Origin of the sequence: Pseudomonas medicaginis, assembly GCF_965119365.1 — a bacterium.
Lineage (GTDB): Bacteria > Pseudomonadota > Gammaproteobacteria > Pseudomonadales > Pseudomonadaceae > Aquipseudomonas.
Genome location: NZ_OZ221631.1, coordinates 1,127,207 through 1,152,264 on the forward strand (window position 1 = coordinate 1,127,207; position 25,058 = coordinate 1,152,264).

Here is a 25,058-nt window from a genome sequence, read left to right on the forward strand (position 1 = left end):
TGCTGTAACGAGACCTGATCATGGACGACCGCCAATACGCCTTCCTGGCCCGCCAGCCTTCTGCTGCCCTGAAAACCCGCGACGCCTTCTGGGGCATGCCCAAGCGCGGCCTGGCGTTCCTGTTGGCCAACGTCATGTTCTGGCAACCGCTGTGGGCCCAGGCGGGCGGCATCGTGGTCAGTGCCCCGGGCACCAGCCTCGGCCAGGCCGGCAATGGCGTGCCGGTGGTCAACATCGCCAAGCCCAACGGCAGCGGCCTGTCCCACAACCAGTTCAAGGACTACAACGTCGGCAGCAACGGCGTGATCCTCAACAACGCCACCAACCCGGCCCAGTCCACGCAACTGGGCGGGATCATCCTCGGCAACCCGAACCTCCAGGGCACGGCCGCGAAGATCATCCTCAACGAAGTCAACGGCGGCAACCCGAGCCAATTGCGTGGCTACACCGAAGTGGCGGGGCAGTCGGCCCACGTCATCGTCGCCAACCCCTACGGCATCAGCTGTAACGGCTGCGGTTTCATCAATACCCCCAAGGCGACCTTGACCACGGGCAAGCCGATCATCGAAAACGGCCAGGTGGGTCGCTATCAGGTGGACCAGGGCAGCGTCGCTATCGAAGGCGCGGGTCTGAACTCGAACAACGTCGACCGCTTCGAAATCATCACCCGCAGCGCCAAGATCAACGCCGAGATCCAGGCGAAGAACCTGACCATCGTGGCCGGGCGCAACGACGTCAACGCCAATACCCTCAAAGCCACTGCCCGGGCCGATGATGGCAGCACCAAGCCGGAACTGGCTATCGACTCCTCGGCCTTGGGTGGCATGTACGCCGGTGCGATCAAACTGGTGGGTACCGAGGCCGGGGTTGGGGTGAAGCTGGACGGCAAGATGGTTGCCAGTGGGGGGGATATTCAGCTGGATGCCAATGGGCATTTGAGTTTGGCGCAGACGGCTGCTGCCGGTGCCATCGACATCAAGGCCAAAAGTCTGGAAACCCAGGGGCAGGTGTACGCCGGTAGCCGCTTGGACGTGAAGACTCAGGGCGACCTGACCAGCCAGAACAACCTGGTGGCGCGCGACAGCGTTCACCTGGACAGCGGCGGCACGCTGAGCAACAACGGTATTATCGAAGCCGGAGTCAACGCCGATAACAGCCGCAATGTCACGGGTGATGTCACCCTTACTGCCAAGCAACTGAACAACGGTGGCAAAACGGTCATCGCCCGTCGCGACCTGAATGTCACGACCACCGCTGCGCTGAATAACCAGGGCGGCACGCTCAGTGGGCAGCGCAAGACCACCGTCACTGGCAACGTTGTGGATAACCGCAATAAAGGCCGGATCCTGGGTCACACCGAACTGCACCTGAGCGCCGATCAAGTCCTCAACAGCCAGGGCGGCCTGATCAATAGCCAGGGCCTTCTGACGGCCAACCTGGGCCATCTGGAAAACAATGCCGGTGAACTCTCGAGCCTGAACAGCGCGACCCTGGTCCTCGGCAGCCTGGACAACCTGACCGGCCTGGTCATGGCCGGCAAGAACCTCGACATCACCAACAAGGGCACGATCAACAACCAGGGCGGCGAGTTGTCCAGCCAAGGCATCGTGACCGTGCGCACCGACAGCCTGGACAACCGTAGCAAAGGCACCGTCGCCACCAATGGCAAGCTGCTGGTCACGGCGACCGGCAAGGTCAACAACGCCGACCAAGGCCTGATCGCCAGCCGCAGTGCCGGCGTCGAACTCAAGGCCGCCAGCCTGGACAACGCCAAGGGCACGCTGCAAGGCAAGGGCCTGGTGACCGTGGATGTCGCGGGCGATATCGACAACCAGGGCGGTAGCATCATCGCCCAGGACGCCAAACTGAGTGTCTTCGCGACCAACCTGGACAATCGCGGCGGTGTGCTGTCCAGCGTCAAGGCCGCATTGGAGGCACGCACCACTGGCGTGTTGAAAAATGGCTACGACCTTAATCGCCAGGGCGGCACGATCCAGGCGCAAGGACTCAGCATCCAAGCCTTGGCTGGGCTGTTCAACGACGGCGGGCACATCGCTGCTCAAGCCGGCGATGTCGTGGTCACCAACGTGGGTGCGGATATCGACAATCGCGATGGTGGGATGTACGCCACGGGCAAGGTCCGGGTCATTGGCCGGGACATGCACAACAGCGGCGGCGGGCAGGTCAGTGCCAGTCGCATCGACTTTGACCTTTCGGGTGCGCTGAACAACAACGCGGGCATCATCGAAAGCCAGGACAGCCTGGATATCCTGGCCGCCAGCCTGAGCAACCAGAAGGGGCAGCTACGCACCCTGGGCCAGAACAGCACCACGGTGTTCGACATCGGTGGCCTGTTCGATAACAACGACGGCACCCTGGAAACCGCCAGCCAAAATGTGGGCCTGGACACCGGCAGCATTCAGAACGTGGGTGGCAAGCTGTTGCACACCGGCTTGGGAGTGTTCGGCATCAGCCAAGCCAATCTGGGGCAGGCCGGCGGTCAGTTGGTGACCTACGGCAACCTGACGGTGACGGCTGATCGCTGGACCAACAACACGGCGATCCAGGCCGGGCACCTGGTCGTGAATGTCGACCAGTTGACCCAGACGGCCACTGGCCAACTGCTCAGTACCGACAGCATGGTGGGCCGTGGCAGCAACTGGCGCGTCGACGGCCTGATCGGCAGCGACGCAGCCATCGACTTGCAACTGACCGGCGCCTATGCCGGCCACGGCCGCTTGAGCAGTCTCGGCACCTTGGGCCTCAAGGCCGCGCTGATCGATCTGGAGCAAAACGGCAGCATCGCAGGCGGCGGCAACACAACCGTCGTGGTCGATGGCGTCCTCAACAGCTACGGTCGCCTGACCTCGGCGGCGGACCTGAGCGTCACGGCCGCCACGCTCAACAACTACGGCACGCTGGGCAGCGCCGGGGCGCTCGGTGTGTCGACCGGCGATCTGCTCAACGAACACGGATTGATCTTCAGCGGCGGCAATACCAGCCTGCGCGTAAACAGCCTGACCAACCGCTATGCCGATATCTACAGCCTGGGTGATCTGAGCATTGATCGCGATGGCCTGGGCACACGTGCCAGCCGCATCCTCAACAGCTCCGGCTCGCTGCAGAGCGACGGCAACATGCGCCTGGCGGCCAGCACCGTCGACAACGTCCGCGAGGTCTTGACCACCAACGATGCAGGCATCTACACCGCCTCGATCAGGGAGGTGGCCTGTATCGAAGGCGTCAACGCCGGTGACTGCAGCGGAGGCAAGGAAAACCACGTCTGGCAGATCGTCCAGCGCGACAAGTTCGAAGTCACCGCAGCCAGCGCGGCCTCCAGCATCACCACCGGCGGCAACCTGAATATCCAGGGCGACACCCTGACCAACCGGAGCAGCAGCATCGGCGTCGGCGGCGCATTGACCGCCAACCTCGTTAGCCTGAACAACATCGGCATCGAGACCGGCGAGATCGAAACCTCGCGCACCTTCATGTCCGAGCGTACGCGCCGCCCGGGTGGCTGGCGCGCCGCCGCCAATGACTTCACCAACAAGTATTGGCTGCAGAGCCCGGGCTACAACGCCAACGACCTGGGTGGCCTTGAGGCAGCGATGAGCCGCTTCATCGGCATGACCGAACGTGAGTTGCCGCAGTTTCGTACCCAAACCAACACTACCGATAACCAGACTTATGCCGCGATTATTCAGGCCGGCGGCGCCGTCGACGTCCGCACCCAGGGCAACGTCAACAGCGGCGTCGTGCGCGGTGGCTACAACTACGTTGGCGCTGGCCCACGCACCGACACCCAGGCCGACAACGCCTTCTCGACTCGCATCAGCATCAATCGGCAGCTACCGCCGAACCTGACCCAGCAACAGGTCGATCCGCTGGCCTTGCCAGGCTTTGACTTGCCGACCGGGCAAAACGGCCTGTTCCGCATGAGCGGCGACGGCTCGACCACGCCGACCCAGAGCACGGGGCTGACGCAAGTGCGTGGCCTGCCGGACAGCTCGTTCCGCACCAACCCGCAAAAATACCTGATCGAGACCAATCCGGCGCTGACCGACATGCGCCGGTTCATGAGCTCCGATTACCTGCTGACAAACCTGGGCTACGACCCGGACACCGCCGCCAAGCGTCTGGGCGACGGCTTCTACGAACAGCGCCTGATCCAACAGGCGGTGATCGCCCGCACCGGCCAACGCTTCCTCGACGGCCAGAACTCCGATGATGGCATGTTCAAGTACCTGATGAACAATGCCATCGCTAGCAAGGACGCCCTCAACCTGTCCCTGGGCGTCAGCCTGACCGCTGAACAGGTGGCGGCGCTGACCCATGACATCGTCTGGATGGAAAACCGGACGGTGAACAACGAGCAGGTGTTGGTGCCGGTGCTCTACCTGGCCCAGGCCAATCATCGTCTGGCGGCTAATGGGGCGTTGATTCAGGGTTCAGACGTCAGCCTGATCGCGGGTAAGAATCTGAATAATGCGGGCACCTTGCGTGCGTCCAGCAACCTGAGGGCGACGGCTGGCGACAGCATGATCAACAGTGGGTTGATGGAGGCGGGTGGTCGGCTGGATGCGTTGGCGAGTAATAACCTGACGAACAGGGCGGGTGGGGTTATTGCTGGGCGGGATGTCAGTGTTGTGGCCCTTACCGGCGACGTGACTAACGAGCGAACTGTTACCACCCACGAAAGCAGCAGCGGCTACCGTACTGAACGCACCGACTTCATCGACAGCGCCGCCCGTATCGAAGCGGCCAACAACCTGACCATCAGCGCTGGGCGTGACATCAACAGTGTTGGCGGCGTGTTGAAAAGCGGTGCCGATACCACCCTCAACGCCACACGTGACGTCAATTTCGTCGCCGCCGAACGCGTCAACAGCGGCACACGCGGTCGGCATCGCGACCAAGACATCAAGCAATACGGCTCCAGCCTCGACAGCGGCCGCGACGTGATCGTTAACGCAGGTCGCAACCTCACCGTTGTCGGCAGCCAGATCGATGCCAAGCGCGACGTTGCCATGGCTGCCGAGGAAAATCTGACCTTCGCCTCAGCAGCGGATGAGCAGCACTCGTACGGCAAGAGCAAGAAGGTGACTAGCCAGGAGGATCACGTCAGTCAGGTGGCCTCGACGGTTAATGCGGGGCGCAACGTTGTAATGAGCGCGGGGCAGGATTTGGCGATGATCGCCAGCAAGGTCAACGCTGCAAACGAGGCTTATTTCGTGGCGGGTGGCAAGCTTGAACTGCTGGCTGCGCAGAACAGCGATTATTCGCTGTATGACATGAAGAAGAAAGGCGGTTGGGGGAGTAAGAAGACACAGCGGGATGAAGTGACCGATGTGAAAAACATTGGCAGTGAAATCACTACCGGGGGCGACCTGCGATTGGTCAGCGGCGGCGACCAGCGGTATCAGGTGGCGAAACTGCAGAGTGGCAAGGACATCACGCTGGACAGCAGCGGTTCCATTACCTTCGAAGGCGTGAAGGATCTACATCAGGAGAGCCACGAGAAGACCGACAACAATGCGTTCTGGGTCTCTTCCAAGGGTAAGGGCAAAACTGACGAAACCTTGCGCCAAAGTCAGTTTATTGCTGAGGGCAGTGTTGCGATCAAAGCCGTCAACGGTTTGAAGATCGATATCAACCAGGTCAATCAGCAAACCGTCAGCCAATCCATCGATGCGATGGTCAAGGCTGATCCGCAATTGGCATGGCTCAAGGACGCGGAAAAACGCGGTGATGTGGACTGGCGTCAAGTCAAAGAGATCCACGACAGCTTCAAGTACAGCAACTCCGGCTTGGGGCCGGCTTCGCAGATCATCATCGCCATTGTGATGGCGGCAGTTGTTGGCCCAATGGCGGCCGGCGCAATGGGAACCGCGACTGGAGGGATGGTTGCCGCCGGAACAATTACGGCGGAGACGGCTGCTGGTATTTCCGCCGCGGCAGGCGCCGTTGCAGCGGGAGCTGCAACAAACGCGACCGTCAGCGTTGTCAATAATCGCGGCAATCTTGGCGCCGTGTTCAAGGATGTGACTTCTTCGGATGCAATGAAGGGGTATGCCATTGCAGGCGTTACAGCAGGGCTGACGGCTGCCTATTTTGATGGGTGGACGGGCACTGAAACGAATACGGCAATCGACAAAGTAAGCACGTCGAGCTCACTGAGCACTTGGAAAGGCGTCGGTCAATTTGCCGCCAACCAAACGTTGCAGAACGGAACCTCCATGTTGCTGAGCAAGGCGCTCGGGCAGGGTGGCAGTGCCGGTGATGCGCTGAAAAATGCCTTGTTCAACACTTTGGCGGCAGCCAGTTTCAATCTGGTGGGTGACTACACCAAAAATGTATTCGCAGATGGTTCGACACCCAAGATTGCGATTCACGCGATGGTGGGGGGGCTGCTGGCAGAGGCTACGGGTGGTGACTTTACAACCGGTGCGCTGGCAGCCGGTGCTAGCGAAGCTCTGGTCACCCATCTGGACGCTTTGGTTAAAGGTAACGACAACCTGCTTACGATGAGTTCGCAGATCGTCGGTGTGGTGGCGGCAGCCGCACAGGAAGATACGGATGCTGCCAAGCTGGAGAAAGGTAGCTGGGTTGCTATGAATGCAACGCAATACAACTACCTGTCACACAACCAACTTGAGAGGGCTGCCAAGAAGATCGCTTCTTGCGCCGACGATGCCTGTATTCAAGACACGACGCGTGCGTTCAAGGAGTTGAGCCTCCAACAAGATATTGAGGCGATAGCTGGCTGTAGGGCTGACCCTTCAACTTGCACTGCGCGGTCCAAAGAAGTCGCCAATACCATGGCGGACCTGAATCCTATAAAGGATATCGTCGAGTACGGCTCACCGAAGGCTCGAGACGCAGTACAAAACCTCATAAATTCAAATTATGAGTTTCAGGAGATGCTGGCGACAGCGACCACTGAGCATACGGTAGATGCCATGGTCGACTCGCTCAAGGCTAAATGGAACCTTAGCGATGCCCAGGCACGAGATATCACCAGCGGCCTGAAAGTTGCTCTGGCTGTAGGTATGGGGACAGCTGCGGGTGCGTTAGCTTATAAACGTGCTGTTGCGAGTGGTGTAAAAGAGCCACTGGCTAGCAGCCCAACAACAGGAAACAAAGGCCCCTGCTGTTTTGCCGCCGGGACGATGGTTTCGACGCCGCAGGGCGACCGAGCCATTGAGACATTGAATGTTGGCGATGTTGTATGGAGCAAGCCGGAAAAAGGCGGCAAGCCCTTTGCGGCAGCGATCCTCGCTACTCACCAGCGCAGCGACCAGCCAATTTACCGCCTCAAACTCAAAAGCGTGCGTCACGATGGTGCCGTGCAAGGCGAAACACTGCTGGTTACGCCAAGCCATCCGTTTTACGTACCGGCCAAGCGCGACTTTATCCCTGTCATCGACCTGAAGCCTGGCGACTTGTTGCAATCGCTGGCCGACGGCGAGACGGAAGATACGTCGTCGGAAGTCGAGTCCCTGGAGCTTTACGCGCCAGTCGGCAAAACGTATAACCTGACAGTCGATATCGGCCACACGTTCTATGTGGGAGAGCTCAAGACTTGGGTGCATAACACTGGGCCTTGTGATCTGCCTGAGAGGGTAGGGGGTATCGATGGTTCAATAGAGATAGCTGGTACAGCTACTACGGGCGGCACGTCAGTTGGTAAGGGGAGTGCAGACAACACTTTACTCATTAATGGAAGGAAGCCGATCAATAGCCAGTATGCGGGTGCTACTCACCCTTCTGGGGTGAAGTTTAACGAACAAGGCTTCCCTGATTTTTCTCCCTATGCCAAGGCGCAGGTTGACATTAAAGGATTGACCGGAAATTACGCTAAAGATGCTGCAATGGCCAATAAATCCGTCGGTATAAAAAGCACCCCAAAAGGGTATGTTTGGCACCACGTTGAAAATGCAAAGACGATGCTGCTTATACCAAAAGATATACATAACGCAGCTCGTCACACAGGTGGGGCGGCAGTATTACGCAATCAGTAAACTCTGGAGGTTTTTTTAATGAACATAAAATTCTCTAAGCCCAAAGCTGTTGAGCGGAAAGATATAGATTTTTTTGCTCAGGCTCTGGGCTGTTCCCTGTCCGGTGATTTGGAAAGGTTTTTTTTGGAGTTCAATGGTTCGGAGCCCGAAACAAATATTTTCACTGTGGGTAAGAATAATGAGTCGGGAGTTAATGAACTGATTCCTATCTCTAGAATTTTGGGTGAGCGTAAATATCTGGATTGTGTTGGGGATATGGTTATTCCGGTGGCAGAGGCTGAAGGTGGTAACTACATTGTTATTGATCTTGCTCGAGGTCAAACAGTTTATTTTTGGGATCACGAAGATCCACAAAATATGACTAAATTGGCAGATGGCATTTATGAGTTTTTGGATGCCTTGATGCCGTTTGATCCTGAGAGTGTTGAGCTGAAAGAAGGGCAGGTTGAGTCGGCGTGGATTGATCCTGAGTTTTTAAAGAGCTTGAAATAAAGGAGCAAAAGGCAAGCTGGTTATTAAGCCAGTCGCAGTGCTAAATGACTTGCTTTGTCAATGCAATTGAGGTGCCGCGAAAAGGAATGAAAAGGAATGAAAAGGAATGAAAAGGAATGAAAAGGGGACAGATTTATTTTGTGAAACGCAGAGGGGCAGATTTCTTGGTTTGCTCGGATTATAAATAAATCTGTCCCCTTTTTTCAGGTAGTAAGGGTTTCCGAATTGAGGCAAATTGAAGGCAGCAATAACGGAGTTGACGGTGTATTTGAGTGGATTGTTGATGAAGGAAAGGTAACACATCGGCGTTTCATTCCCGGTGGTCAGGTCACCGGGCGACCTAACCAAACTCCAAGAAGATAAGGAGGGAAAATGTCTCCATTCAAAATTTTGTCTGAATTAGGGTTGGTGTGCTGGTCGACCATTTTTTTAGGGTTTCGAAAAGGCTGGGTGAAAAGATCAGATGTTTTCGATTATGCTATCGGTCAGTTGATGAGTGAGGATGCTGGTCAGGAACTTGCCCTGATTGCTGGTGGGGAGTACTTAAGTGATGAAGAGCTTCTTGGGTTGATCGAGAAAAAACAACAAGGCCAAGATGCTGTCTCGGATCTGGATAAGTGGCGGCTGGCATTTTTGTTATGTATTGGTCGGTCTGATGATAGTGAGGAAAATAAGGTGTGTAGACTTCAAGAGGTTTATGCGGATTTTGACTATCCAGAGGATATGGCTTTGTGCAGCGTATATTCCCAGGGGGAAGTTTCTCCACTAGTGGCGATGAGTTGGGTAGTGAAGAAACTGCAGGGTCAGTTTTTGTCTTCATGATTTAGCAAAAATCGAAAAGGGGACAGATTTATTTTATGAGGTCAGAGGGGGTGGGTTTATTGGCTTGCTCGGTGTTCTAAAATAAATCTGTCCCCTTTTTGCTAGTCCCCTTTTTGCTATCTGAAAAAGCCAGCCTTTCCTTTGAGTTTCAATTGGATACTACCTATGTTGGTAGTATTGATGATGGCGTCGTTGATCGAGTTCTTCAGGAAGGTTTGCTTGCGCCATGGAGAGAAAATCTCAGCGGGAAAAGTTGAATCAAGAGTACAAATACAGTATTCACCTGGCACCGGTCTCGCGCCGGTGTTGTTTTACCTGCGGTCAGCACCAGGCGTAATTGCCTGTTGCTTTTCGGTTGTCAGGTGTTCTCTTTCGAATGAAAAGTGGACAGATTCTGAGGAATCCCCGAATTTTGCTGACGCAAAATCAAGAAGTTGGAATGTTGAAGAGACCTGCATGAGTCGGCAGCTTGTGTTGCACCACACAAAACAAGATCCCGACCCATGCAGGCCATCAATGAAAAGGTGACAGATTTATTTTGGGAAAGAAGTGAAAGGGGACAGATTTATTTTGTGACGCGCAGAGGGCTAGGCTCATTGCTTTCCTTGGTTTATAAATAGATCTGTCCCCTTTCCTCATACATACGAATATGGTCCTGGTTATGGATCCAAGGGGAAGGAGACGAGGATAAACGATGATTAAAGTGTCGGAGTTGAATGAGTTGCTTATTGCTCACAACTGCTTGCATGCCCTTAGCATTCAGTTGAATGACGATGGGTTGGCCTATGATTTATTTCTATCGATTTCAACCTCTGAAAAGGCAGAGGCTGATGTCGTGCGTATCAGATTCATTGATATTAGTCAGTTTGTGTCCCGTGACTTTGGCGGTGGGTTGACTCAGCTAATGCATATGAGCGTGAGTAAGCTGGATTCTGGGTTTGACAGAATGCGTTATCAATTGAGCGATCTTGAGGATAAAAAATAACATTCTATTTCTCGTCATTCTTGGTTGATTAGATGGCGCAATAAAAGGAGATGGATTTGTTTTTATGAAAAGGGGACAGATTTATTTTGTGAAGCGCAGAGGGCTAGGCTCATTGCTTTTCTTGGTTTATAAATTGCGAAAAGGGGACGGATTTATTTATGATGTGTAAATAGCGCGGGCTTATTGGCTTGCTCGGTGTTCTAAAATAAATCTGTCCCCTTTTTCTCGTTTTCTCCTTTTTCTCCTTTTTCTCTCCTGCTCAGATTCAGCAAGATGCGGCGGATCTGTGCGGTGCAGTTTGTCGTGACACAGATGCACTGCGAGCAAATTTGAACAAGCGAGGTTATGATTCCAAGCTTGTGGATGAAGCTGTTCAAAAAATAGTGGAAAGAAATCGTACAACAGGGGTTATTAAATAATGAATACATGGTCGGATTTTGTTCGAGCTCTTGGCCAAGATGAAGGTGGGCCAATGGTGACTGAGTTGTATCGGAAGGTAGGAGAGCCGCCAGCTATTTCAGAGACCCCGGATAGCTATAATGATCCCGAAGGGAAGACAAGATTTTATAAGTTTATTAAGTCCGGCTTGGAGCTAGGATTTCGCTCGGGGAAATTAAACCATATTCATTTTTTTGTGCAGCGCCATGAGGGGTATTCGCCATATAAGGCAGATGTGCTTGGTCGTAAAGCTCAAACATGGAATTTTCAAGATGTTATTGCAGAGTTAGGCCCGCCTAGCAAAGAGGCACCAGGTAGAGTCGATATGTTAATCGGCTATGTGCAGAAATGGCTAAAGTACGATTTTGAAACATACACTCTACGCATGGAGTTTTCGGAAAATGGCCGCTTGTGGAAAGCAACACTTATTTCAAGTATTGCTCTGGGCTGAGCAACAAGTTAAGTACTGATGTGACTTTTAGTTGGTGCGAAAGTAACCAATGAAAAAGGGGGCAGATTTATTTTGTGAAACGCAGAGGGGCAGATTTCTTGGTTTGCTCAGAGCTAAGGGTAATGATGTGGTTGTTACCAAGCCCGATGGAACGTTCGTTACTATCCTGAAGGATGGGGTAACTCAAAATCCATCTGTACAGAGTGCATTAAAGGGAGGTGTTAGGTAATGAGCTCTCCTAGACTTATGATTGCCTGGCTGTTAACAGTACTCGGAAAGAAACTACTGTCAGTAAATGCTCTATTCCATGTTTTGGAAAAAGGGGACAGATTTATTTTGTGAAACTCAGAGGGGCAGATTTCTTGGTTTGCTCGGGTTATAAATAAATCCCCTTTTTTGGAGGTGGTCATCCATCAGTGGCCATGGAGCGACTTCCAGGACATGAACTCTGATGGTCGTAACCCGTAGCGTGCGAGCACCCCTTCGTGCAGGCGACGGAGTTCTTCGACGATCAGTGCTTGCACTTCCGGCTGCTCTTTTTCTGAAACATATTCCGCTACCGAGCGTTGAATACATGACAACGGATCAAGCTCTGGCTGAGTGATGATTTCCCGAATGGTCTTCTTGATGAAGTCTCGCCATGCCAGGCGTAAAGGGTCCGGTTCCGCAAGATCTTGCTTGATTGCCAGATATTCCAGTGTCGAGCGTTCGTAAGCCCAGATATACAAGTCGCGAAGCAGCTCTACACGGGTCATTTCGTACACGCCCAATGTGGCTCGGCTGTAGGCCTGCTCCGGTACATCCAGAAAGGTCAGCGGACAAAGGTTGGCACGGAACAGGGGGAGGTTCGCTGCCAGTCGGGATGTGCGCTTATTGATGTCGGCAAAGGGCTGCAAGTAGGGCAGGTGCACCATCATGAAGAAAGACTGCTCGAATGGATCAGCGATCTGATTGGCTTTGCCCAGCAGGACGTCCAGTGCATCTTCAATTTGCTGTGGCGTTGAGAGTGGGCGATAGGTGCTTTTCCCTATGTCGACGGCGTGCTGACGAATTCGGCCTTCGTCTGCTGGGTTGGGCAGCAGGTTTTCAGCCAAGGCGCTATGCAGGTTCATCAATGTATAGCGGTTGAACTCGGCACTCTCGATGTTCTCGACCAAAAGCTCGATAGCTGTCTTATGGTTCAAGATCATCTGCGTTTCTATGGCGGCCTTGCCCTGTGCTGCCTTGCCTTGCTCGATGAGTTGTCGGGTGTCGAGCCGTGAGTAGGTATTTCCTTCCAGATGGCTTGATGCCCACGACAGATCAATCAGCAAGCGATTCAGGACCGCCCGGCTGTAAGTGCCTGCTGGCTCCGTCGCATCAGCGGTTTTGCCCATCCTATGCAATTGGCGCCGCAACGACTCAGATAAGTACCATGTCTCGTTAGGGCGATAGGCGTCCAGAAAGTCACGTTGGTAGCCCACAGGCTTGCGCGCTTCTGTAGGCTGGTTGATGTAGGCGAGTATGTCCCGGCTGTCTGCGGATAATGGAATGAAGGTAGGGAAGGCATCGGTGTCAGTGTTCAGGACGTGGGTTTCAGCCCGGTGTTCTGTTGCGAAGTAACGCCGTGCCCTGCCTTCGCCCTGCGCAGTGATTTGGCTGCTTTCGATCAGGTTTGCAAGGATGCGCTGCGCCGTTCGCCGGGCAATTTCAGGGTGCCTGGTCAAGAGCTCTGAGAGGCTCACCCCGTTCCTGGAGGCCTGGATACTGTTCAGTATGTCGGTGGTCGAAGGCATGGTTGTGTTGGCGCTGTTTGAGGAGATTTTGGCGCAATTATGGCGCAGTTCCCAGAACTGCGCCATTTCGGATTAAATATGTGGCGCAGTTCTTGACGAACTGCGCCACAGCTCATCGCAGTAGATGGATGTAGTCGCCCCGAGGGTCGGGACAAAGGTCGCCCGTTTTCATTTACTCAGCCGCCTGCGCCCGCAACCGTCTCCCAATCACATCCATCACATCACACCCATCGCGCAACGATATCGTCAGCATTTTGCAAAGGTCGGAGAGCACCAACGTATCGGAGCTGATATCCGAGCGGAACGCGATGTTCTCCAGCAGTTGGGTCACGGTGCGGATGCGGTAGTCAGCGGTTTCGAAGAGGACGTCTAGCGGGGCTTCGGTGTCGATGAGCAGGGTGGCTGGGATGCAGTCGATGCCAGTGATGGGCATGTATCGTTTCATAGGTAGTGCCTCATTCAATTGAAAGGAGCTACCTCGTTAATCGAGTCGCCAAACCCGAGTCGCCATTTAGGACGACGACGGAATATTGGCCGCCTTGTCCGGGAGCTACAAGACGCCGTTTTCCGAGCTTGATGTAGGACGTTTAGCCTGTCAGCGACGGTATTTTGCTTCGTTGGTATGAGGCTGCTGCGCAGCCCAGCGGGAGCAAGCTCCCTCGCCACGAGAGAGGGGCGTCGCGGATGACCTCAGCCTCGGTGCCTGCGCTGGAGCAACTGACGCTGCACACATTGCCGTTGCTGAACTGTCCAGGGGCCGCGCCGAGGGTTGGGATCGGCTGGCCAGGTTGCCGGCTCGCGTGACGGGGCCAGGCATATAGGCTGACTCTAGTCGCTCGTCGTCCTGGCGCAAAAAACGCTTGCGGCAAACGCGTGATGTCTTTATGCCCAACAAAAAGCCCAGCTATTTTGCTGGGCTCAAATTTCTGTTTTGTGCTGGTTATGCGCAGTGAGGAACCTTCTCCACTTCCCTGTGAATCTGTTCCCCTTTAGCAATCTCAGCTGTACGTAAATCATACGCAGTCTGCAGATTCAGCCAAAACTGCGCTGACGTTTCCAATGCGGCGGCCAGGCGCAAAGCAACATCCGCGCTGATGCTACGGCGCATCAAGACAATGTCATTTACGGTGGGGGCAGAAACGTGCAACGCCCTTGCAAGCGCAGCTGCGGTAAGGCCAAGCGGTTCCAGATACTCTTCTTTGAGAATTTCTCCAGGGTGTACGGGCCTCATGCCATTCTTAAACATGACTCACCTCAGCGATAATCTACGATTTCTACATTTTCGGGGCCGTTGGCGCCCCAGACAAAACAGATCTGGTACTGACCGTTAACCCGGATGCTGTGCTGGCCTTCCCTGTCGCCATACAGCTGCTCCAACCTGTTTCCAGGAGGGGAGCGCAGGTCGTTGAGATCGACCGCAGCATCGAGCATGCCCAGCTTTCGTTCTGCCACTGAAAGGATGGCTGCCCAGCGCCGGGTTTTGCCGGTTTCAAAAAGAGCTTGGGTGTCGGCGCATCTGAAGCTTCTGATCATCTCTTAATGCTTAACGTTATGCGTTAAGGTGAGTCTACATCGTTTGCTGGGGTACCCAACTGGTTGCTGAGTACCTTCTGTCAGTGGGCTCAGCCCCCCTTACGTTTCAGAATCAACTCTTTAGGTATAAAACGGCAGTTTTGTATTCTCTAAATGAATGATTTTCGATGATTACTTTTTAAAGTCGGAAGGGTTTGAACCCCTTCGTCGGTTTACGCCCTTCAATGACTGACCCGCATCAGGCCGAGCCTCAATCATGAACGACCAGCTCTTTACCAGTTGTAACTCAGCTTCGCGGTCACTTCACGGCCCGGGTTGTAGTAGTTCGCAGTCCCCGAACCCACCACATGTTGTTCATCCAGCAGGTTACTGACATTAACCGCCAGGTCAGTGCCTTTGAAGAGTTTGTAGTTAAACGCCGCATCGAAGAGCGTCGTGCCATCGCTGGTGCCGGTGTTGGCCGCGTCGAAGTAATAGGAACCCACATAACGCGCACCCAGGCCAACGCTGACATCGGTGTCGGGGACGTTGTAATAGCTCCACAGCGATGCGGAGTGTTTGGGGGCCGTGGCGAACTCATTGCCTTTGAGTGAACTACCGTCGTACAACGTACCGCGCAACACGTCGGACTCCATGTAGGAGTAGCCCCCCACCAGGCTCAGGTTGGGAGTCAACTCAGCCTTGGCTTCCAGGTCCAGGCCGCGCACACGTGATTCGCCGACGGTTTGTTGCTCGATGACACCGCTGGGCAGTACGACGGCGATGCTGACGTTTTCCTGGGTCAGGTCGTAGACGGCCGCCGAGAACAACGCGTCCATGCCGATGGGCGCATACTTCACACCCACTTCGTATTGCCGGCCTGTCTTCGGGACAACCCCTACCGTTGGCGGCGAGACCGACTCCACCATGCTGACGTAGGTGGACACTTCGTCGTTGACGATATAGGTCAGCGCGCCGCGATAGGACGTTTCGGAGAAGTTGTCCGATTCCCTTACGTTGTTGATGTCGGTACTGGACAGATCCATCGAATCGTTGCGTACACCGGCGGTGACGATAAAGCGCTCGTAGAAGGACAAGTTCTGCTGCAGGAATACGGCCTTGGTCTTGGTGTCGAGCTTGTTGTTGCTATAGGGCGCTACGCCGCTGGGCACACCCGTGAACACGGGGTTGGCCAGGTCGATGGGGCCTGTCGTGGCGTAGACGGAGCGTTCCTCGGTCGAAGAGTCGCCATACTCCACGCCCACCAACGTACTGCTGTCGATGTTTTCGAAGCGGGCATCGTATTGCAGCATCAAGTTGCCGTTCAGTTGCTCGGCTTCGCTGTCGGTGCCAAAGATATAACGCGGGACCGTGGTGCCGGTGCGGGTCGGGGAGTCGCTGAGGAACACGTAACCGAAATCATCGGTCAGCTCGCTGTAGCGCAGGTTGCTGCGCAATACGAAGCCATTGTCGAAATCATGGCTGAAGGTGCCGCTGATGTTGGTGCGCTCGACATCGTGGAAGTTGTAGCTGGGCTCGCCGTAGAACTTGTCCCGGTCGTACTCCTTGTCCAGCGGGTAACCGCCGCTGTTGGGCGAGCTTTGGGTTTTCAGGTAGTCCACGATCACCGAGGCCGACGTGAAGTCCGTGGGGGACCAGGTCAGGCCGCCCATCGCGAACTTGTTGTCGTCCTGGGAATGGTCGTACTCGCGGTCGCTGTCTTGCATCTTTGCCGTGAAACGACCGGCCAAGGTTTGCTCTTTGTTCAGCGAGTCCCCGACATCGATGCCGGTTTCGGTATGGTCGAAAGAACCGTAAGTGACATAGCCCTGGCCGAACTTTTCGAAGCGCGGTTTCTTGCTCACAAAGTTCACCGAGCCGCCCGGGTCGGCCGGGCCGAACAGTGTGGAATTGGCCCCGCGTATCACCTCGACGCGTTCATAGGCGAACGGTTCCTCGCGCACGCCACGCATCGAACCCAGGGTCAGGCCGTCCCGATAGGTCGTGGCCTGGAAGCCGCGGATCTGGAAGTAATCATTGCGGTCGTCGGTGCCGTAATAGTCGGTAATCACCCCTGGGGTGTATTGCAGCAGTTCTTCGGTAGTGCTTGCGCTGCGTTGTTGCATTTCCTTGTCGGTCACCACGGACACCGAGGCGGGCGTATTCAGGATGCTGGTGGCCACCTTGCCGCCGACCCAGAGCTCCTGGGCGACCACCGAGTTGGCGTCTTCGGTGCCATCGATCCTGGCCTTGGCGTTGACGAGGATAGGCGCGAGGCGATACTCCTCGAGTTCGGCATCTGCCTGGGTTTGCGGCGTCAGCAAGTAAGCGTTCGGGCCTTGCTGCTGTATCGCCATGTCGCTCCCCTGCAACAACGACGACAGGGCTTCGGACGTATCAAGTGTGCCGCTCACGCCCCGGGTACTGCGGTTCGCTACGCTTGAAGCATCGAAGGAAAGGCTGATACCCGCCTCGCGAGCAAAGCGGTCAAGTGCCGGTGCCAGGGGACCGGCAGGAATGTTCCACTGGTGCACCTGGTGGGTCTGCTCAACGGTCGAGGGCTGCGCCAGGGTGGGTAGCGCGTAGCTGCTGACGATGACGCCGAAGACCGCACCGTGGATGGCACGATTCAGTAGATGACGCTGGGGAACCGGGGACGCACTCATTAACTCGCTCCGTGGAAAGGGGATCGGCAGATCGGCCTGTAGGTCGGCCTTTTCTTACATGCCGAACGAGAATGAGAAATCACCTCATTTTTATTTGATGTTGATATGCGGCGAAGAAAACTTAGCTGGCGGCGCTCAACGTCACCCAATAGTGGGTTCGATAATCAATCCGTAAGTGCAGTGACTGCGCCACCAATGCCAGGACCCGATCCGTATTGGCGAGTTGAAAGGTGCCGGAAACCCGTAGGTCCGAGACCTCTTTGGCGCAGCGCAACACGCCGGGGCGATAGCGTGACAAGGCCTCGACAAAATCACCCAGGCGCATATCGCGTGCGCTGATCACCCCGTCGCTCCAGCTCCATACATCCAGGCCGTTGCTCTTGAACTCACGAACGCCCTGCGACGTGAAGAGCCGCTGGCTTCCGGCCTGGACGGTGTCGTTGGCCGGGGTTTGACGGCCGCCAGGCAATACGCTGACGGTGCCTTCCTGAACAGCGAGGAGGGTCGCATCATCACGCGCGTACGCCAGGAATCGGGCATTGAGGGTACGCACGAGTCCGTCGCGGGTTTGTACCCAGAGAGGACGTGGTTGAGCCGTGCCCGCATCTGCGCCGGTGTTCACGATGATTTCACCACGTCGCAGAATGATCAGGCGCCGCTGTGCGTCGAAATAGCTGTCGACCGCACTGTCGCTGTTGAGCTGGATAAGGCTGCCATCATCGAGTTGGAAGCGCTTTCGCTCGCCTGTCCGGCTGTGCTGCTGGGCCAGCATCGCCGGCAGCGGCGTGTAGTCCCGGCCTAGCCAAGTGGCGCCACCCAACGTGGCCAACCCACCCAATAGCTTCAGGCTTTGGCGCCGACGCATGCCGGATTGGCTGCCTTTGAGGGTGTGCCGGGCCAGGGCCGGTGGAATGCCCGCGAAGTCATCGCCCAGCGCTTCTACACGCTGCCACGCTGACCGATGCTCCGGATGCTGCTGCAGCCAGTGCTCGAATGTACGCTGAGTTTGCTCATCGGCAGGATTGAAGCGCAGGCGCACCAGCCAGTGGATCGCCTGGTCAACCACCGCCGGATCCGGCGCCTGCGTTTCACTGTTCGGCATAACGCAAGCGATAGCAGTGTTGCAGGGCCTTGGCCAGGTCGCGTTCCACCGTGGAGCGGGAAACACCCAATTTTTCGGCTATTTGCTGGCAGGTCCAACCGTCGAGCTGTGCCAGCAGAAACGCCTCGCGCACCCTTGGCTTGAGCAGGTCCAGCAGCCGATCGATCCGCTCGAGGCTATCAAGAATCAGCAAGCGTTCTTCTTCGGAGGGGGCCTCTTGGGCAGGGAGCAGCGCGAGGCTCTCGAAGTAGGCGCGTTCGAGCTCGCGACGGCGATACCGATCGATCATCAGCCCGCGAGCAATGCTGCTCAGGTAGGCACGGGGCTCGCGCAAAGGGCTTGATTGACGGGATTTGAGCAGACGCACGAACGTGTCCTGCGCCAGGTCCGCTGCGCTTTCGCGACAGCCGATGCGCCGGCTCAGCCAGCTGTGCAACCAGGAATGGTGGCTGCGATAGAGCAGCGCGAGATCGGCATCACCCAGTGAGTCGTTGCTGCGCATCAGCATCCCGGAAACTACATAATTGATAATGACTCGCATTATATTCAGGCCGGGGACGCCAGGGCAAATTTGCCGGCCCTGACACTTATCACGGTGTTCTCGCCCTGATAGGAATAGGCAAGGTTGCGAGGCAAACCGGCATAGGTGGCCCGCAGGCCGGTGACTACCATGGCGGACACCTACCGACAGGAGTTCGCCATGCACCGCAAAAAAACCTTCTTCATCACCGGCGTGAGCAGTGGCTTCGGCAACGCCCTGGCCCAGGAAGCGCTGGCGGCCGGACACCGGGTCATCGGCACTGTGCGCAGCGAGGCGGCCCTGCAGGCCTTCGAGCAGTTGTCCGCCGACCGGGCCCACGGCGTTCTTTTGGATGTCACCGACTTCGCCCGGATCGACAGCGTGGTCGCCGCCACAGAAGCCGCCCACGGCCCGGTCGACGTGCTGGTCAACAATGCCGGCTACGGTCACGAGGGCATTTTCGAAGAATCGCCGCTGGAAGAGCTGCGGCGCCAGTTCGACGTCAACGTGTTTGGCGCGGTGGCGGTGACCAAGGCCTTCGTGCCCTATTTCCGCCAGCGTCGCGCCGGGCATATCCTCAACATCACGTCGATGGGGGGCACCATCACGATGCCGGGCATTGCGTATTACTGCGGGAGCAAGTTCGCCCTGGAAGGGATCTCCGATACCCTGAGCAAGGAGTTGCAACCGTTCAACATCTTCGTGACGGCCGTCGCGCCCGGTTCGTTTCGAACGGACTGGGCCGGTCGTTCGATGCAGCGCACCCCGCGCAGCATTGCCGACTACGACGCCAGCTTTGACCCGGTTCGCCAGGCGCGCCAGGAGAAGAGCGGCAAGCAACTCGGCGATCCGCACAAGGCGGCGCGGGCGATGTTGCAGGTGATCGCCAGCCCGACGCCGCCTGCCCATTTGCTGCTGGGCAGTGACGCCTTGAACCTGGTGCGCGATAAGCTTAGTCGGGCCGCCAGTGAGATCGATCAGTGGGAAGCGCTGACCCGTTCGACCGACGGCTGAGCGACCCGCAGGAAGGAGAAGTGGAATGACCCAGGCTGATCCGCGCACCGCACGCATGGTGGCGTTGATGGAGCGGCTGGCGCCGGTGGAAGGCTATAACCTCAGTGCGCTGGAGGACGTACGTTTCCTGCGCTCGAACCGGCCATTGAGCCGCACGCCGGTCCTGTATGACCCCGGTATCGTGATCCTGTGCCAGGGGCGCAAGCGCGGCTACCTTGGGGATGACGTCTACGTCTACGATGCCCGGCATTACCTGGTGGTGTCCGTTCCCGTGCCGTTCACCATGGAAACCGACGCCAGCGAAGCGGAGCCCATGCTGGCGGTGTATATGCGCCTGGACCTGCAACTGGCGAGCGCGTTGATGCTGCAGGTTGACGAAGCGCTCGGCCCGAGCGATGCCCCGCCCAAGGGCATGTACGCCTCGCCCATGGATGATGGGCTGTACACCTCGACGCTGCGTTTTCTGGAAGCCATGAGCACACCGGGCGACGCGGCCATTCTCGGGCCGTCGCTGGTGCGGGAAATCTACTACCGCATCCTCACCGGCGAGCAGGGCGGCTCGATGCGTGCGGCGCTGAGTCGCCAGGGCCACTTCGGCCAGATCACCCGCGTGATCCGCAAGATCCACAGCAGCTACCAAGAGCGCCTGGATGTCGAGGCGCTCGCCCGGGAAGCCAACATGAGCGTGCCCAGCTTCCACCTGCACTTTCGCAGCGTGACGGACGCCTCGCCCATGCAATACCTGAAGTCGACGCGCCTGCACCAGGCGCGACTGCTGATGCTGCGCAACGCCATGAACGCCTCGACGGCGGCGTTCAGCGTGGGCTACGAAAGCGCCTCGCAATTCAGCCGCGAGTTCAAGCGCCTGTTTGGGCGAACACCCCAGGCAGAGGTGGAGTGGATGAAGGCGACTTATGCATTGCCGGCGCCTGCCACGCCGTCCATTTATGTGTCGTCGCATTAGCGCTGACGACACGGTCGAAGCCCGTGCGGCGTTACTTCCCTTCTTGTTGCATCAAGGCTTTGCGTAACTTTCCCGGGGAGAGGCCAAACATGCTCTGAAAGTGCCGAATAAAATGAGGCGCATCGGCGAAGCCACATTCAAAGGCGATCTCGCCAATCTGGCGATCGGAACTCACCAGCAGCCATCTGCCGAACCGGAGTCGGACCTGGCGGTAGAACTGGGCCGGGCTGCTGTTGGTTTCAGCGACGAACAGGCGTTCCAATTGCCGTTTGCTGGTGCCGACCAGATGCGCAATGGCCTCGATATCCAGGGGCTGGGCCATGTGTTTTTCCATCAACATCACGGCTTCGTGCAATCGACGATTGGATGAACTGGCGTATCCGAGTGCCTTGCGTCGGTCGACGAAACTGTTGGACGTGTTCTTTGCCACCGTCATCTGATGCACAACCTTGCCGGCACGATCCGGCCCGCAATGCATGCCGATCAGATGAAGCGCCAGCTCGATAACTGAAACACCGCCAGCGCAGGTAATCCGGTCCCGGTCGATCAGAAAGTCTCTGTTGATGACAAAGCGCAACGTGGGAAACCGCTGCTTCCAGTCGTCGCCATGATAGGCGTGGACACACGCCGTTCGCCCCTCCATCAGGCCATGTCGCGCGAGTACGAAACTACCGGTGCACAGGCCGATCAACGGCACCTGTGCAGCCGCGGCCTGGTGGAGGAACGCGGGATAGGTTTTCGGCACCGCCTCGATGGAATCGAGCAATCCACCAATCACCACGATGTAGTCGAAACGCTCCGGGTCAGTGAGTTCACTGTCGATCGGTACGTCCAGTCCGCTACTGGAAATGACTCTTTGCCCGGGCGTGCCGAGTACTTTCCATTGGCAGCGTATGGGGCGGCTTTGATCGCCCGTATCGGCGGCATGCCGCAACGCATCGGTCAGCCCTGACAGCGACAGCAAGGGGAAGCGTGGCCACAACATGATGCCAATAGACAACTCGGCGGTGCCGCGGCGCAGGGGTGGATGCCGCGCCTGCCCATGATCGAGCCCGTCCACGAGGCTTTCCTTGGGGGGCACGGGCTCTGTGCCGCCAGAATGTCGCAAATGTTCAATCATTCGTGCAAAGCATCCAACAAGTTATACCGCCGGTCCCACTACGATGGGCCTATGCGAAACGTTCTGCTGCCACCATAAAAACTATTCGAGGAGCATCCGATGAAGACGTCCAAAGGTAAGCGTTTTTCCGGGATTTGTGCAGGGTTTCTGGTATCCGTGCTGGCTGCGGCACCGGTGTTCGCATTGGAGACAGTCGAGCCGGGAAGCCTGACCATCGCCTTCAGTGGTGATATGCCAGGAACAGGCTATCAAGACAGTCGGATGGTCGGCTATGACGGTGAAATCCTTCAACAAATTTCCGAAAAACTGGGCCTTAAGGTCAAACCGGCATTAATGGAGTGGTCCGGGACGATCGCATCGGTGCAATCCAAGCGAGTGGATGTGATGGCAGGCACCATGGGCTGGACCGAGCAACGCTCGAAAATCATGACCTTGAGCGACCCTATCCACTATTTCAAAAACGGTATTACCCAGACAGACAAGACCAACTGGAACAGCCTCAAGGATTTGCAAGGCAAGAAAGTCGGCACCATCACCGGCTTTTCGTTCATCCCTGAGATGCGCAAGATCGATGGCCTGCAAGTCGCCCTGTACGACACGTCCGATGCGGCCGTTCGCGATCTGCTCGCCGGACGCATCGATGCGGTGATCGGCGATCCACCGGTCATGCAATACGCCATTTCCCGCAATGAGCAATGGCACCTGCATTTCAACGCCTTTGTCGACAACGATCCGAATTTCCCATTGCTGACTGGCTTGGGTCAGGTGGTGTTCGGCTTCAACAAGGCCAGTCCGGAGCTGGTGACGGCGGTCAACGCGCAGATTCAGACGCTCTGGAAAAACTGTGAGATGCGCAAGATCGGCGCTCGCTACGGCCTGACTCAGGATGTCTGGTTCATGCCCGAAGGCAAGGACCTGCGCCTGGGCGTCGATCGCCCAGCGGACTGGACGCTACCTGGCTGCAAATAAGTGTGTGAGGCGATGGGGCGGATTCATGCCGATGCACCGAGTCATCGCCAGGCCTATAACAAAAAGAGGTTAGCCAAGATGTCGAGCCCGTCTGACGCCGCGTTGCTGCGCGTGCATGAATTACACAAGAACTATGGCGATCTGGAGGTGCTCAAGGGCATCAGCCTGGAGTTGAAGCCCGGTGAGACCCTGTCGCTGATTGGCCCAAGCGGTTCTGGAAAGTCCACCTGTCTGCGTTGCATCAATTACCTGGAAAAACCAACCAGTGGCGAGATCTGGCTGGGGAACGAGCTGATCGGGCAGGTCAAGGACGGTAAGCGGTTACGCCTGATGAGTGACCGGGAGATGGCGCCGCAGCGCCGCGAGATCGCCATGGTGTTCCAGTTGTTCTATCTCTGGCCGCACTTGAGCGTGCGCGATAACGTCGCACTCGGCCCCATCAAGGCCCAAGGTATGCCGCGCAAGCAGGCGTATGAGTTGGCCGACGCGATGCTGGAAAAAGTCCATCTGCGGCACAAGGCCGAGTCGTATCCCGAACAATTGTCGGGTGGTCAGCAGCAACGGGTCGCCATCGCCCGGGCCTTGGCCCAGCAACCGAAAGTGATTCTGTTCGACGAACCGACCTCGGCGTTGGATCCCGAGTTGGTGGGCGAAGTGTTGGCCGTGATTCGCGAGCTGGCGGAAGAGGGCCGCAGCATGATCATGGTCACCCACGAAGTGAGGTTTGCCCGTGATGTAGCGGATCGGGTGATCTTCATGGACGGCGGGCGCATTGTCGAACAGGGGCCGTCGGCGCAAGTGATCGACCACCCTTGTCACGAACGTACCCGTAGTTTTCTTGGGCGCATGGCAGTGGAGAGCGCTTGATGGCGAATCTGGAAGCTTTCCTCGGGCTGTTGCCCTTGCTCTTCAAAGGCGCAATGAACGCATTGGAAATCGCCCTCTGCACCTTGGTGCTGGCGAGCGTGGGCGGTCTGGTGCTGGCGGTTTTACTGACGTTCAGCCGATCGCGACTGGTACACGGCGCCATCGCCTGTTTCATCGAATGGATGCGCAACGTGCCTGCGCTGGCGCACCTGTTTCTGATCTACTTTGGGCTGTCCTATCTGGGCATCAATCTGCCCGCGTGGCTGGCGGCCATCGTCGGTCTGAGCTTGGTAGGCAGCGCAGTGCTGGCCGATACGTTCCGAGCCGGCTTGCAATCGCTGCACGTCGGCCAGCATGAAGCCGGGCAGGCCATCGGCCTGCACCGTATGCAGATTCTGCGCTACATCCTCTTGCCCCAGGCCCTGCGCGTCGCGTTGCCGGCTTATGCCAACTATGTCACGCAACTGATCAAGGACACGTCCATCGCCTCGGCCATTGCCGTGCCGGAAATCATGTTCCTTGCCCGCAACCTTGTGACATCCACGTTCCAGACCTCGCTGATTTATCTGGCGGTGATGTGCATCTATGCGGCGATGATCCTGCCCATTGGCGTGGGATTCATCCGACTTGAACGTCATCTGGGGGCGGCGCGATGATCAGTTTTTTCCAGCAATACCCGGAATACTGGAGCGACTGGGTCGCGCGCCTGCTACTCGGCGCACGCGTCAGCGCCGAGCTGTCCCTGACGGGCTTCGCCCTGGCGGCGATGTTGGGCGCGTTACTGGCCTGGGCGATGAAGAGCCCCAGCGTATTGCTCAGACGTCTGGCGGTGTTCTTCATCCAGGGTATGCGTGCGGTGCCGCTCCTGGCGTTGCTGCTGGCGCTGTATTTCACCTTGCCCAGCCTCGGGCTGACGCTGTCTGGTTATTGGGCCGGCGCCATCGGTTTGGGCTTGCAGGGCTCGGCCTACGTCGCGGAAATCCTGCGCGGTGGACTGGACTCCTTGCATCGAGGCCAACGTGAGGCGGCCATCGCCACCGGCCTGACGCCGTTGCAAGCCTTCACCGCCGTGATCTTTCCGCAAGCCATTCGCGGCATGTTGCCGCCGTTGCTCAATGCCTATGTGTCGATTATGAAGGACAGCTCCCTGTGCGCCTTGATCGCCACCGATGAGTTGATGCTGGCGGCCCGGGCCATCGCGTCCGAATCCTTTTTGCCTATGCATATTTTCCTGCTGGTGGGGTTGTTCTATTTCGTCATCGCTTTCCCTCTTTCTCTGTTGTCGCGAGCGCTGGAAGCACGATTTTCTCGCGGGCGCAAAACCATTCGAGGTTGAA

At 56.9% G+C, this 25,058-nt stretch carries 20 protein-coding genes; 11 read left to right on the forward strand and 9 right to left on the reverse strand.

Going from position 1 to position 25,058, the window contains the following annotated elements; all coding sequences use genetic code 11:
* The first annotated feature begins 20 nt into the window (after positions 1-20).
* From ACMTA2_RS04845 to ACMTA2_RS04865, 5 genes are all read left to right on the forward strand, one after another.
* Entirely contained in the window at positions 21-8,024 is an 8,004-nt protein-coding gene (locus tag ACMTA2_RS04845) for a two-partner secretion domain-containing protein (protein WP_413793943.1), read from the forward strand.
* A gap of 18 nt (positions 8,025-8,042) precedes the next feature.
* A complete protein-coding gene (locus tag ACMTA2_RS04850) occupies positions 8,043-8,516 on the forward strand; it encodes an SMI1/KNR4 family protein (protein WP_413793944.1) in 474 nt (157 codons plus the stop codon).
* A 372-nt stretch (positions 8,517-8,888) separates the two neighbouring features.
* Positions 8,889-9,338: a DUF2247 family protein gene (locus tag ACMTA2_RS04855; RefSeq protein ID WP_413793945.1), complete on the forward strand. Its 450-nt coding sequence runs from the start codon at positions 8,889-8,891 to the stop codon at positions 9,336-9,338.
* A 694-nt stretch (positions 9,339-10,032) separates the two neighbouring features.
* Positions 10,033-10,323, forward strand: coding sequence for a hypothetical protein (locus tag ACMTA2_RS04860; RefSeq protein ID WP_413793946.1), 291 nt, complete (start codon positions 10,033-10,035; stop codon positions 10,321-10,323).
* A 418-nt stretch (positions 10,324-10,741) separates the two neighbouring features.
* Positions 10,742-11,212, forward strand: coding sequence for a DUF6392 family protein (locus tag ACMTA2_RS04865; protein ID WP_413793947.1), 471 nt, complete (start codon positions 10,742-10,744; stop codon positions 11,210-11,212).
* A gap of 413 nt (positions 11,213-11,625) precedes the next feature.
* Here the strand turns inward: ACMTA2_RS04865 and ACMTA2_RS04870 are convergent, their stop codons facing one another.
* From ACMTA2_RS04870 to ACMTA2_RS04905, 8 genes are all read right to left on the reverse strand, one after another.
* Positions 11,626-13,053: a Fic family protein gene (locus ACMTA2_RS04870; RefSeq protein ID WP_413793948.1), complete on the reverse strand. Its 1,428-nt coding sequence runs from the start codon at positions 13,051-13,053 to the stop codon at positions 11,626-11,628.
* Positions 13,054-13,159: 106 nt separating this feature from the next.
* Positions 13,160-13,432 carry a hypothetical protein gene (locus tag ACMTA2_RS04875; RefSeq protein WP_413793949.1) on the reverse strand — a complete coding sequence of 91 codons (273 nt, stop codon included), beginning with the start codon at positions 13,430-13,432 and terminating at the stop codon, positions 13,160-13,162.
* Between the two features lie 495 nt (positions 13,433-13,927).
* Positions 13,928-14,233, reverse strand: a complete 306-nt coding sequence (locus tag ACMTA2_RS04880; RefSeq protein WP_025211727.1) for a HigA family addiction module antitoxin — start codon at positions 14,231-14,233, stop codon at positions 13,928-13,930.
* 8 nt (positions 14,234-14,241) lie between these two features.
* A complete protein-coding gene (locus ACMTA2_RS04885; protein ID WP_413793950.1) occupies positions 14,242-14,520 on the reverse strand; it encodes a type II toxin-antitoxin system RelE/ParE family toxin in 279 nt (92 codons plus the stop codon).
* Between the two features lie 272 nt (positions 14,521-14,792).
* Positions 14,793-17,165, reverse strand: coding sequence for a TonB-dependent siderophore receptor (locus ACMTA2_RS04890; protein WP_413793951.1), 2,373 nt, complete (start codon positions 17,163-17,165; stop codon positions 14,793-14,795).
* A gap of 121 nt (positions 17,166-17,286) precedes the next feature.
* Positions 17,287-18,267 (reverse strand): DUF4880 domain-containing protein, encoded by a 981-nt coding sequence (locus tag ACMTA2_RS04895; RefSeq protein WP_413793952.1) that lies wholly within the window; start codon positions 18,265-18,267, stop codon positions 17,287-17,289.
* On the reverse strand, positions 18,254-18,769 hold the full coding sequence (locus ACMTA2_RS04900) for a sigma-70 family RNA polymerase sigma factor (RefSeq protein ID WP_413793953.1): 516 nt from the start codon (positions 18,767-18,769) through the stop codon (positions 18,254-18,256). The genes ACMTA2_RS04895 and ACMTA2_RS04900 overlap by 14 nt, the downstream gene beginning before the upstream one ends.
* A gap of 44 nt (positions 18,770-18,813) precedes the next feature.
* Positions 18,814-18,939 (reverse strand): hypothetical protein, encoded by a 126-nt coding sequence (locus tag ACMTA2_RS04905; protein WP_413793954.1) that lies wholly within the window; start codon positions 18,937-18,939, stop codon positions 18,814-18,816.
* A gap of 28 nt (positions 18,940-18,967) precedes the next feature.
* Between ACMTA2_RS04905 and ACMTA2_RS04910 the strand changes: the two genes are divergently transcribed.
* Together ACMTA2_RS04910 and ACMTA2_RS04915 are read left to right on the forward strand one after the other, a co-directional pair.
* Positions 18,968-19,801, forward strand: coding sequence for an oxidoreductase (locus tag ACMTA2_RS04910; protein WP_413793955.1), 834 nt, complete (start codon positions 18,968-18,970; stop codon positions 19,799-19,801).
* Between the two features lie 25 nt (positions 19,802-19,826).
* The gene (locus ACMTA2_RS04915; RefSeq protein ID WP_413793956.1) at positions 19,827-20,765 is read left to right on the forward strand and encodes an AraC family transcriptional regulator; all 939 of its coding nucleotides are present in this window, start codon (positions 19,827-19,829) and stop codon (positions 20,763-20,765) included.
* A gap of 31 nt (positions 20,766-20,796) precedes the next feature.
* Here the strand turns inward: ACMTA2_RS04915 and ACMTA2_RS04920 are convergent, their stop codons facing one another.
* Positions 20,797-21,825 (reverse strand): GlxA family transcriptional regulator, encoded by a 1,029-nt coding sequence (locus ACMTA2_RS04920; RefSeq protein ID WP_413793957.1) that lies wholly within the window; start codon positions 21,823-21,825, stop codon positions 20,797-20,799.
* A gap of 159 nt (positions 21,826-21,984) precedes the next feature.
* On the opposite strand from ACMTA2_RS04920, the gene ACMTA2_RS04925 reads away from it, so the two are divergent.
* The 4 genes from ACMTA2_RS04925 to ACMTA2_RS04940 all read left to right on the forward strand — a co-directional run bounded on the left by ACMTA2_RS04925 (position 21,985) and on the right by ACMTA2_RS04940 (position 25,057).
* Positions 21,985-22,854 carry a substrate-binding periplasmic protein gene (locus tag ACMTA2_RS04925; RefSeq protein ID WP_413793958.1) on the forward strand — a complete coding sequence of 290 codons (870 nt, stop codon included), beginning with the start codon at positions 21,985-21,987 and terminating at the stop codon, positions 22,852-22,854.
* A 78-nt stretch (positions 22,855-22,932) separates the two neighbouring features.
* The gene (locus ACMTA2_RS04930) at positions 22,933-23,721 is read left to right on the forward strand and encodes an amino acid ABC transporter ATP-binding protein (protein WP_413793959.1); all 789 of its coding nucleotides are present in this window, start codon (positions 22,933-22,935) and stop codon (positions 23,719-23,721) included.
* Positions 23,721-24,377: an amino acid ABC transporter permease gene (locus ACMTA2_RS04935; RefSeq protein ID WP_413793960.1), complete on the forward strand. Its 657-nt coding sequence runs from the start codon at positions 23,721-23,723 to the stop codon at positions 24,375-24,377. Before ACMTA2_RS04930 ends, ACMTA2_RS04935 begins: the two co-directional genes overlap by 1 nt.
* Entirely contained in the window at positions 24,374-25,057 is a 684-nt protein-coding gene (locus ACMTA2_RS04940) for an amino acid ABC transporter permease (RefSeq protein ID WP_413793961.1), read from the forward strand. The genes ACMTA2_RS04935 and ACMTA2_RS04940 overlap by 4 nt, the downstream gene beginning before the upstream one ends.
* Position 25,058: the final 1 nt, after the last annotated feature.

Excerpts from the sequence above, each read along its gene's own strand:
- ACMTA2_RS04905 (WP_413793954.1), bottom strand. The coding sequence starts at position 18,939 with ATGGTAGTCACCGGCCTGCGGGCCACCTATGCCGGTTTGCCTCGCAAC.
- ACMTA2_RS04900 (WP_413793953.1), bottom strand. The coding sequence starts at position 18,769 with ATGCGCAGCAACGACTCACTGGGTGATGCCGATCTCGCGCTGCTCTAT.
- ACMTA2_RS04895 (WP_413793952.1), bottom strand. The coding sequence starts at position 18,267 with ATGCCGAACAGTGAAACGCAGGCGCCGGATCCGGCGGTGGTTGACCAG.
- ACMTA2_RS04915 (WP_413793956.1), top strand. The coding sequence starts at position 19,827 with ATGACCCAGGCTGATCCGCGCACCGCACGCATGGTGGCGTTGATGGAG.
- ACMTA2_RS04865 (WP_413793947.1), top strand. The coding sequence starts at position 10,742 with ATGAATACATGGTCGGATTTTGTTCGAGCTCTTGGCCAAGATGAAGGT.
- ACMTA2_RS04880 (WP_025211727.1), bottom strand. The coding sequence starts at position 14,233 with ATGTTTAAGAATGGCATGAGGCCCGTACACCCTGGAGAAATTCTCAAA.
- ACMTA2_RS04910 (WP_413793955.1), top strand. The coding sequence starts at position 18,968 with ATGCACCGCAAAAAAACCTTCTTCATCACCGGCGTGAGCAGTGGCTTC.
- ACMTA2_RS04930 (WP_413793959.1), top strand. The coding sequence starts at position 22,933 with ATGTCGAGCCCGTCTGACGCCGCGTTGCTGCGCGTGCATGAATTACAC.
- ACMTA2_RS04860 (WP_413793946.1), top strand. The coding sequence starts at position 10,033 with ATGATTAAAGTGTCGGAGTTGAATGAGTTGCTTATTGCTCACAACTGC.
- ACMTA2_RS04855 (WP_413793945.1), top strand. The coding sequence starts at position 8,889 with ATGTCTCCATTCAAAATTTTGTCTGAATTAGGGTTGGTGTGCTGGTCG.
- ACMTA2_RS04850 (WP_413793944.1), top strand. The coding sequence starts at position 8,043 with ATGAACATAAAATTCTCTAAGCCCAAAGCTGTTGAGCGGAAAGATATA.
- ACMTA2_RS04890 (WP_413793951.1), bottom strand. The coding sequence starts at position 17,165 with ATGAGTGCGTCCCCGGTTCCCCAGCGTCATCTACTGAATCGTGCCATC.
- ACMTA2_RS04940 (WP_413793961.1), top strand. The coding sequence starts at position 24,374 with ATGATCAGTTTTTTCCAGCAATACCCGGAATACTGGAGCGACTGGGTC.
- ACMTA2_RS04935 (WP_413793960.1), top strand. The coding sequence starts at position 23,721 with ATGGCGAATCTGGAAGCTTTCCTCGGGCTGTTGCCCTTGCTCTTCAAA.
- ACMTA2_RS04885 (WP_413793950.1), bottom strand. The coding sequence starts at position 14,520 with ATGATCAGAAGCTTCAGATGCGCCGACACCCAAGCTCTTTTTGAAACC.
- ACMTA2_RS04925 (WP_413793958.1), top strand. The coding sequence starts at position 21,985 with ATGAAGACGTCCAAAGGTAAGCGTTTTTCCGGGATTTGTGCAGGGTTT.
- ACMTA2_RS04870 (WP_413793948.1), bottom strand. The coding sequence starts at position 13,053 with ATGGCGCAGTTCTGGGAACTGCGCCATAATTGCGCCAAAATCTCCTCA.
- ACMTA2_RS04875 (WP_413793949.1), bottom strand. The coding sequence starts at position 13,432 with ATGAAACGATACATGCCCATCACTGGCATCGACTGCATCCCAGCCACC.
- ACMTA2_RS04845 (WP_413793943.1), top strand. The coding sequence starts at position 21 with ATGGACGACCGCCAATACGCCTTCCTGGCCCGCCAGCCTTCTGCTGCC.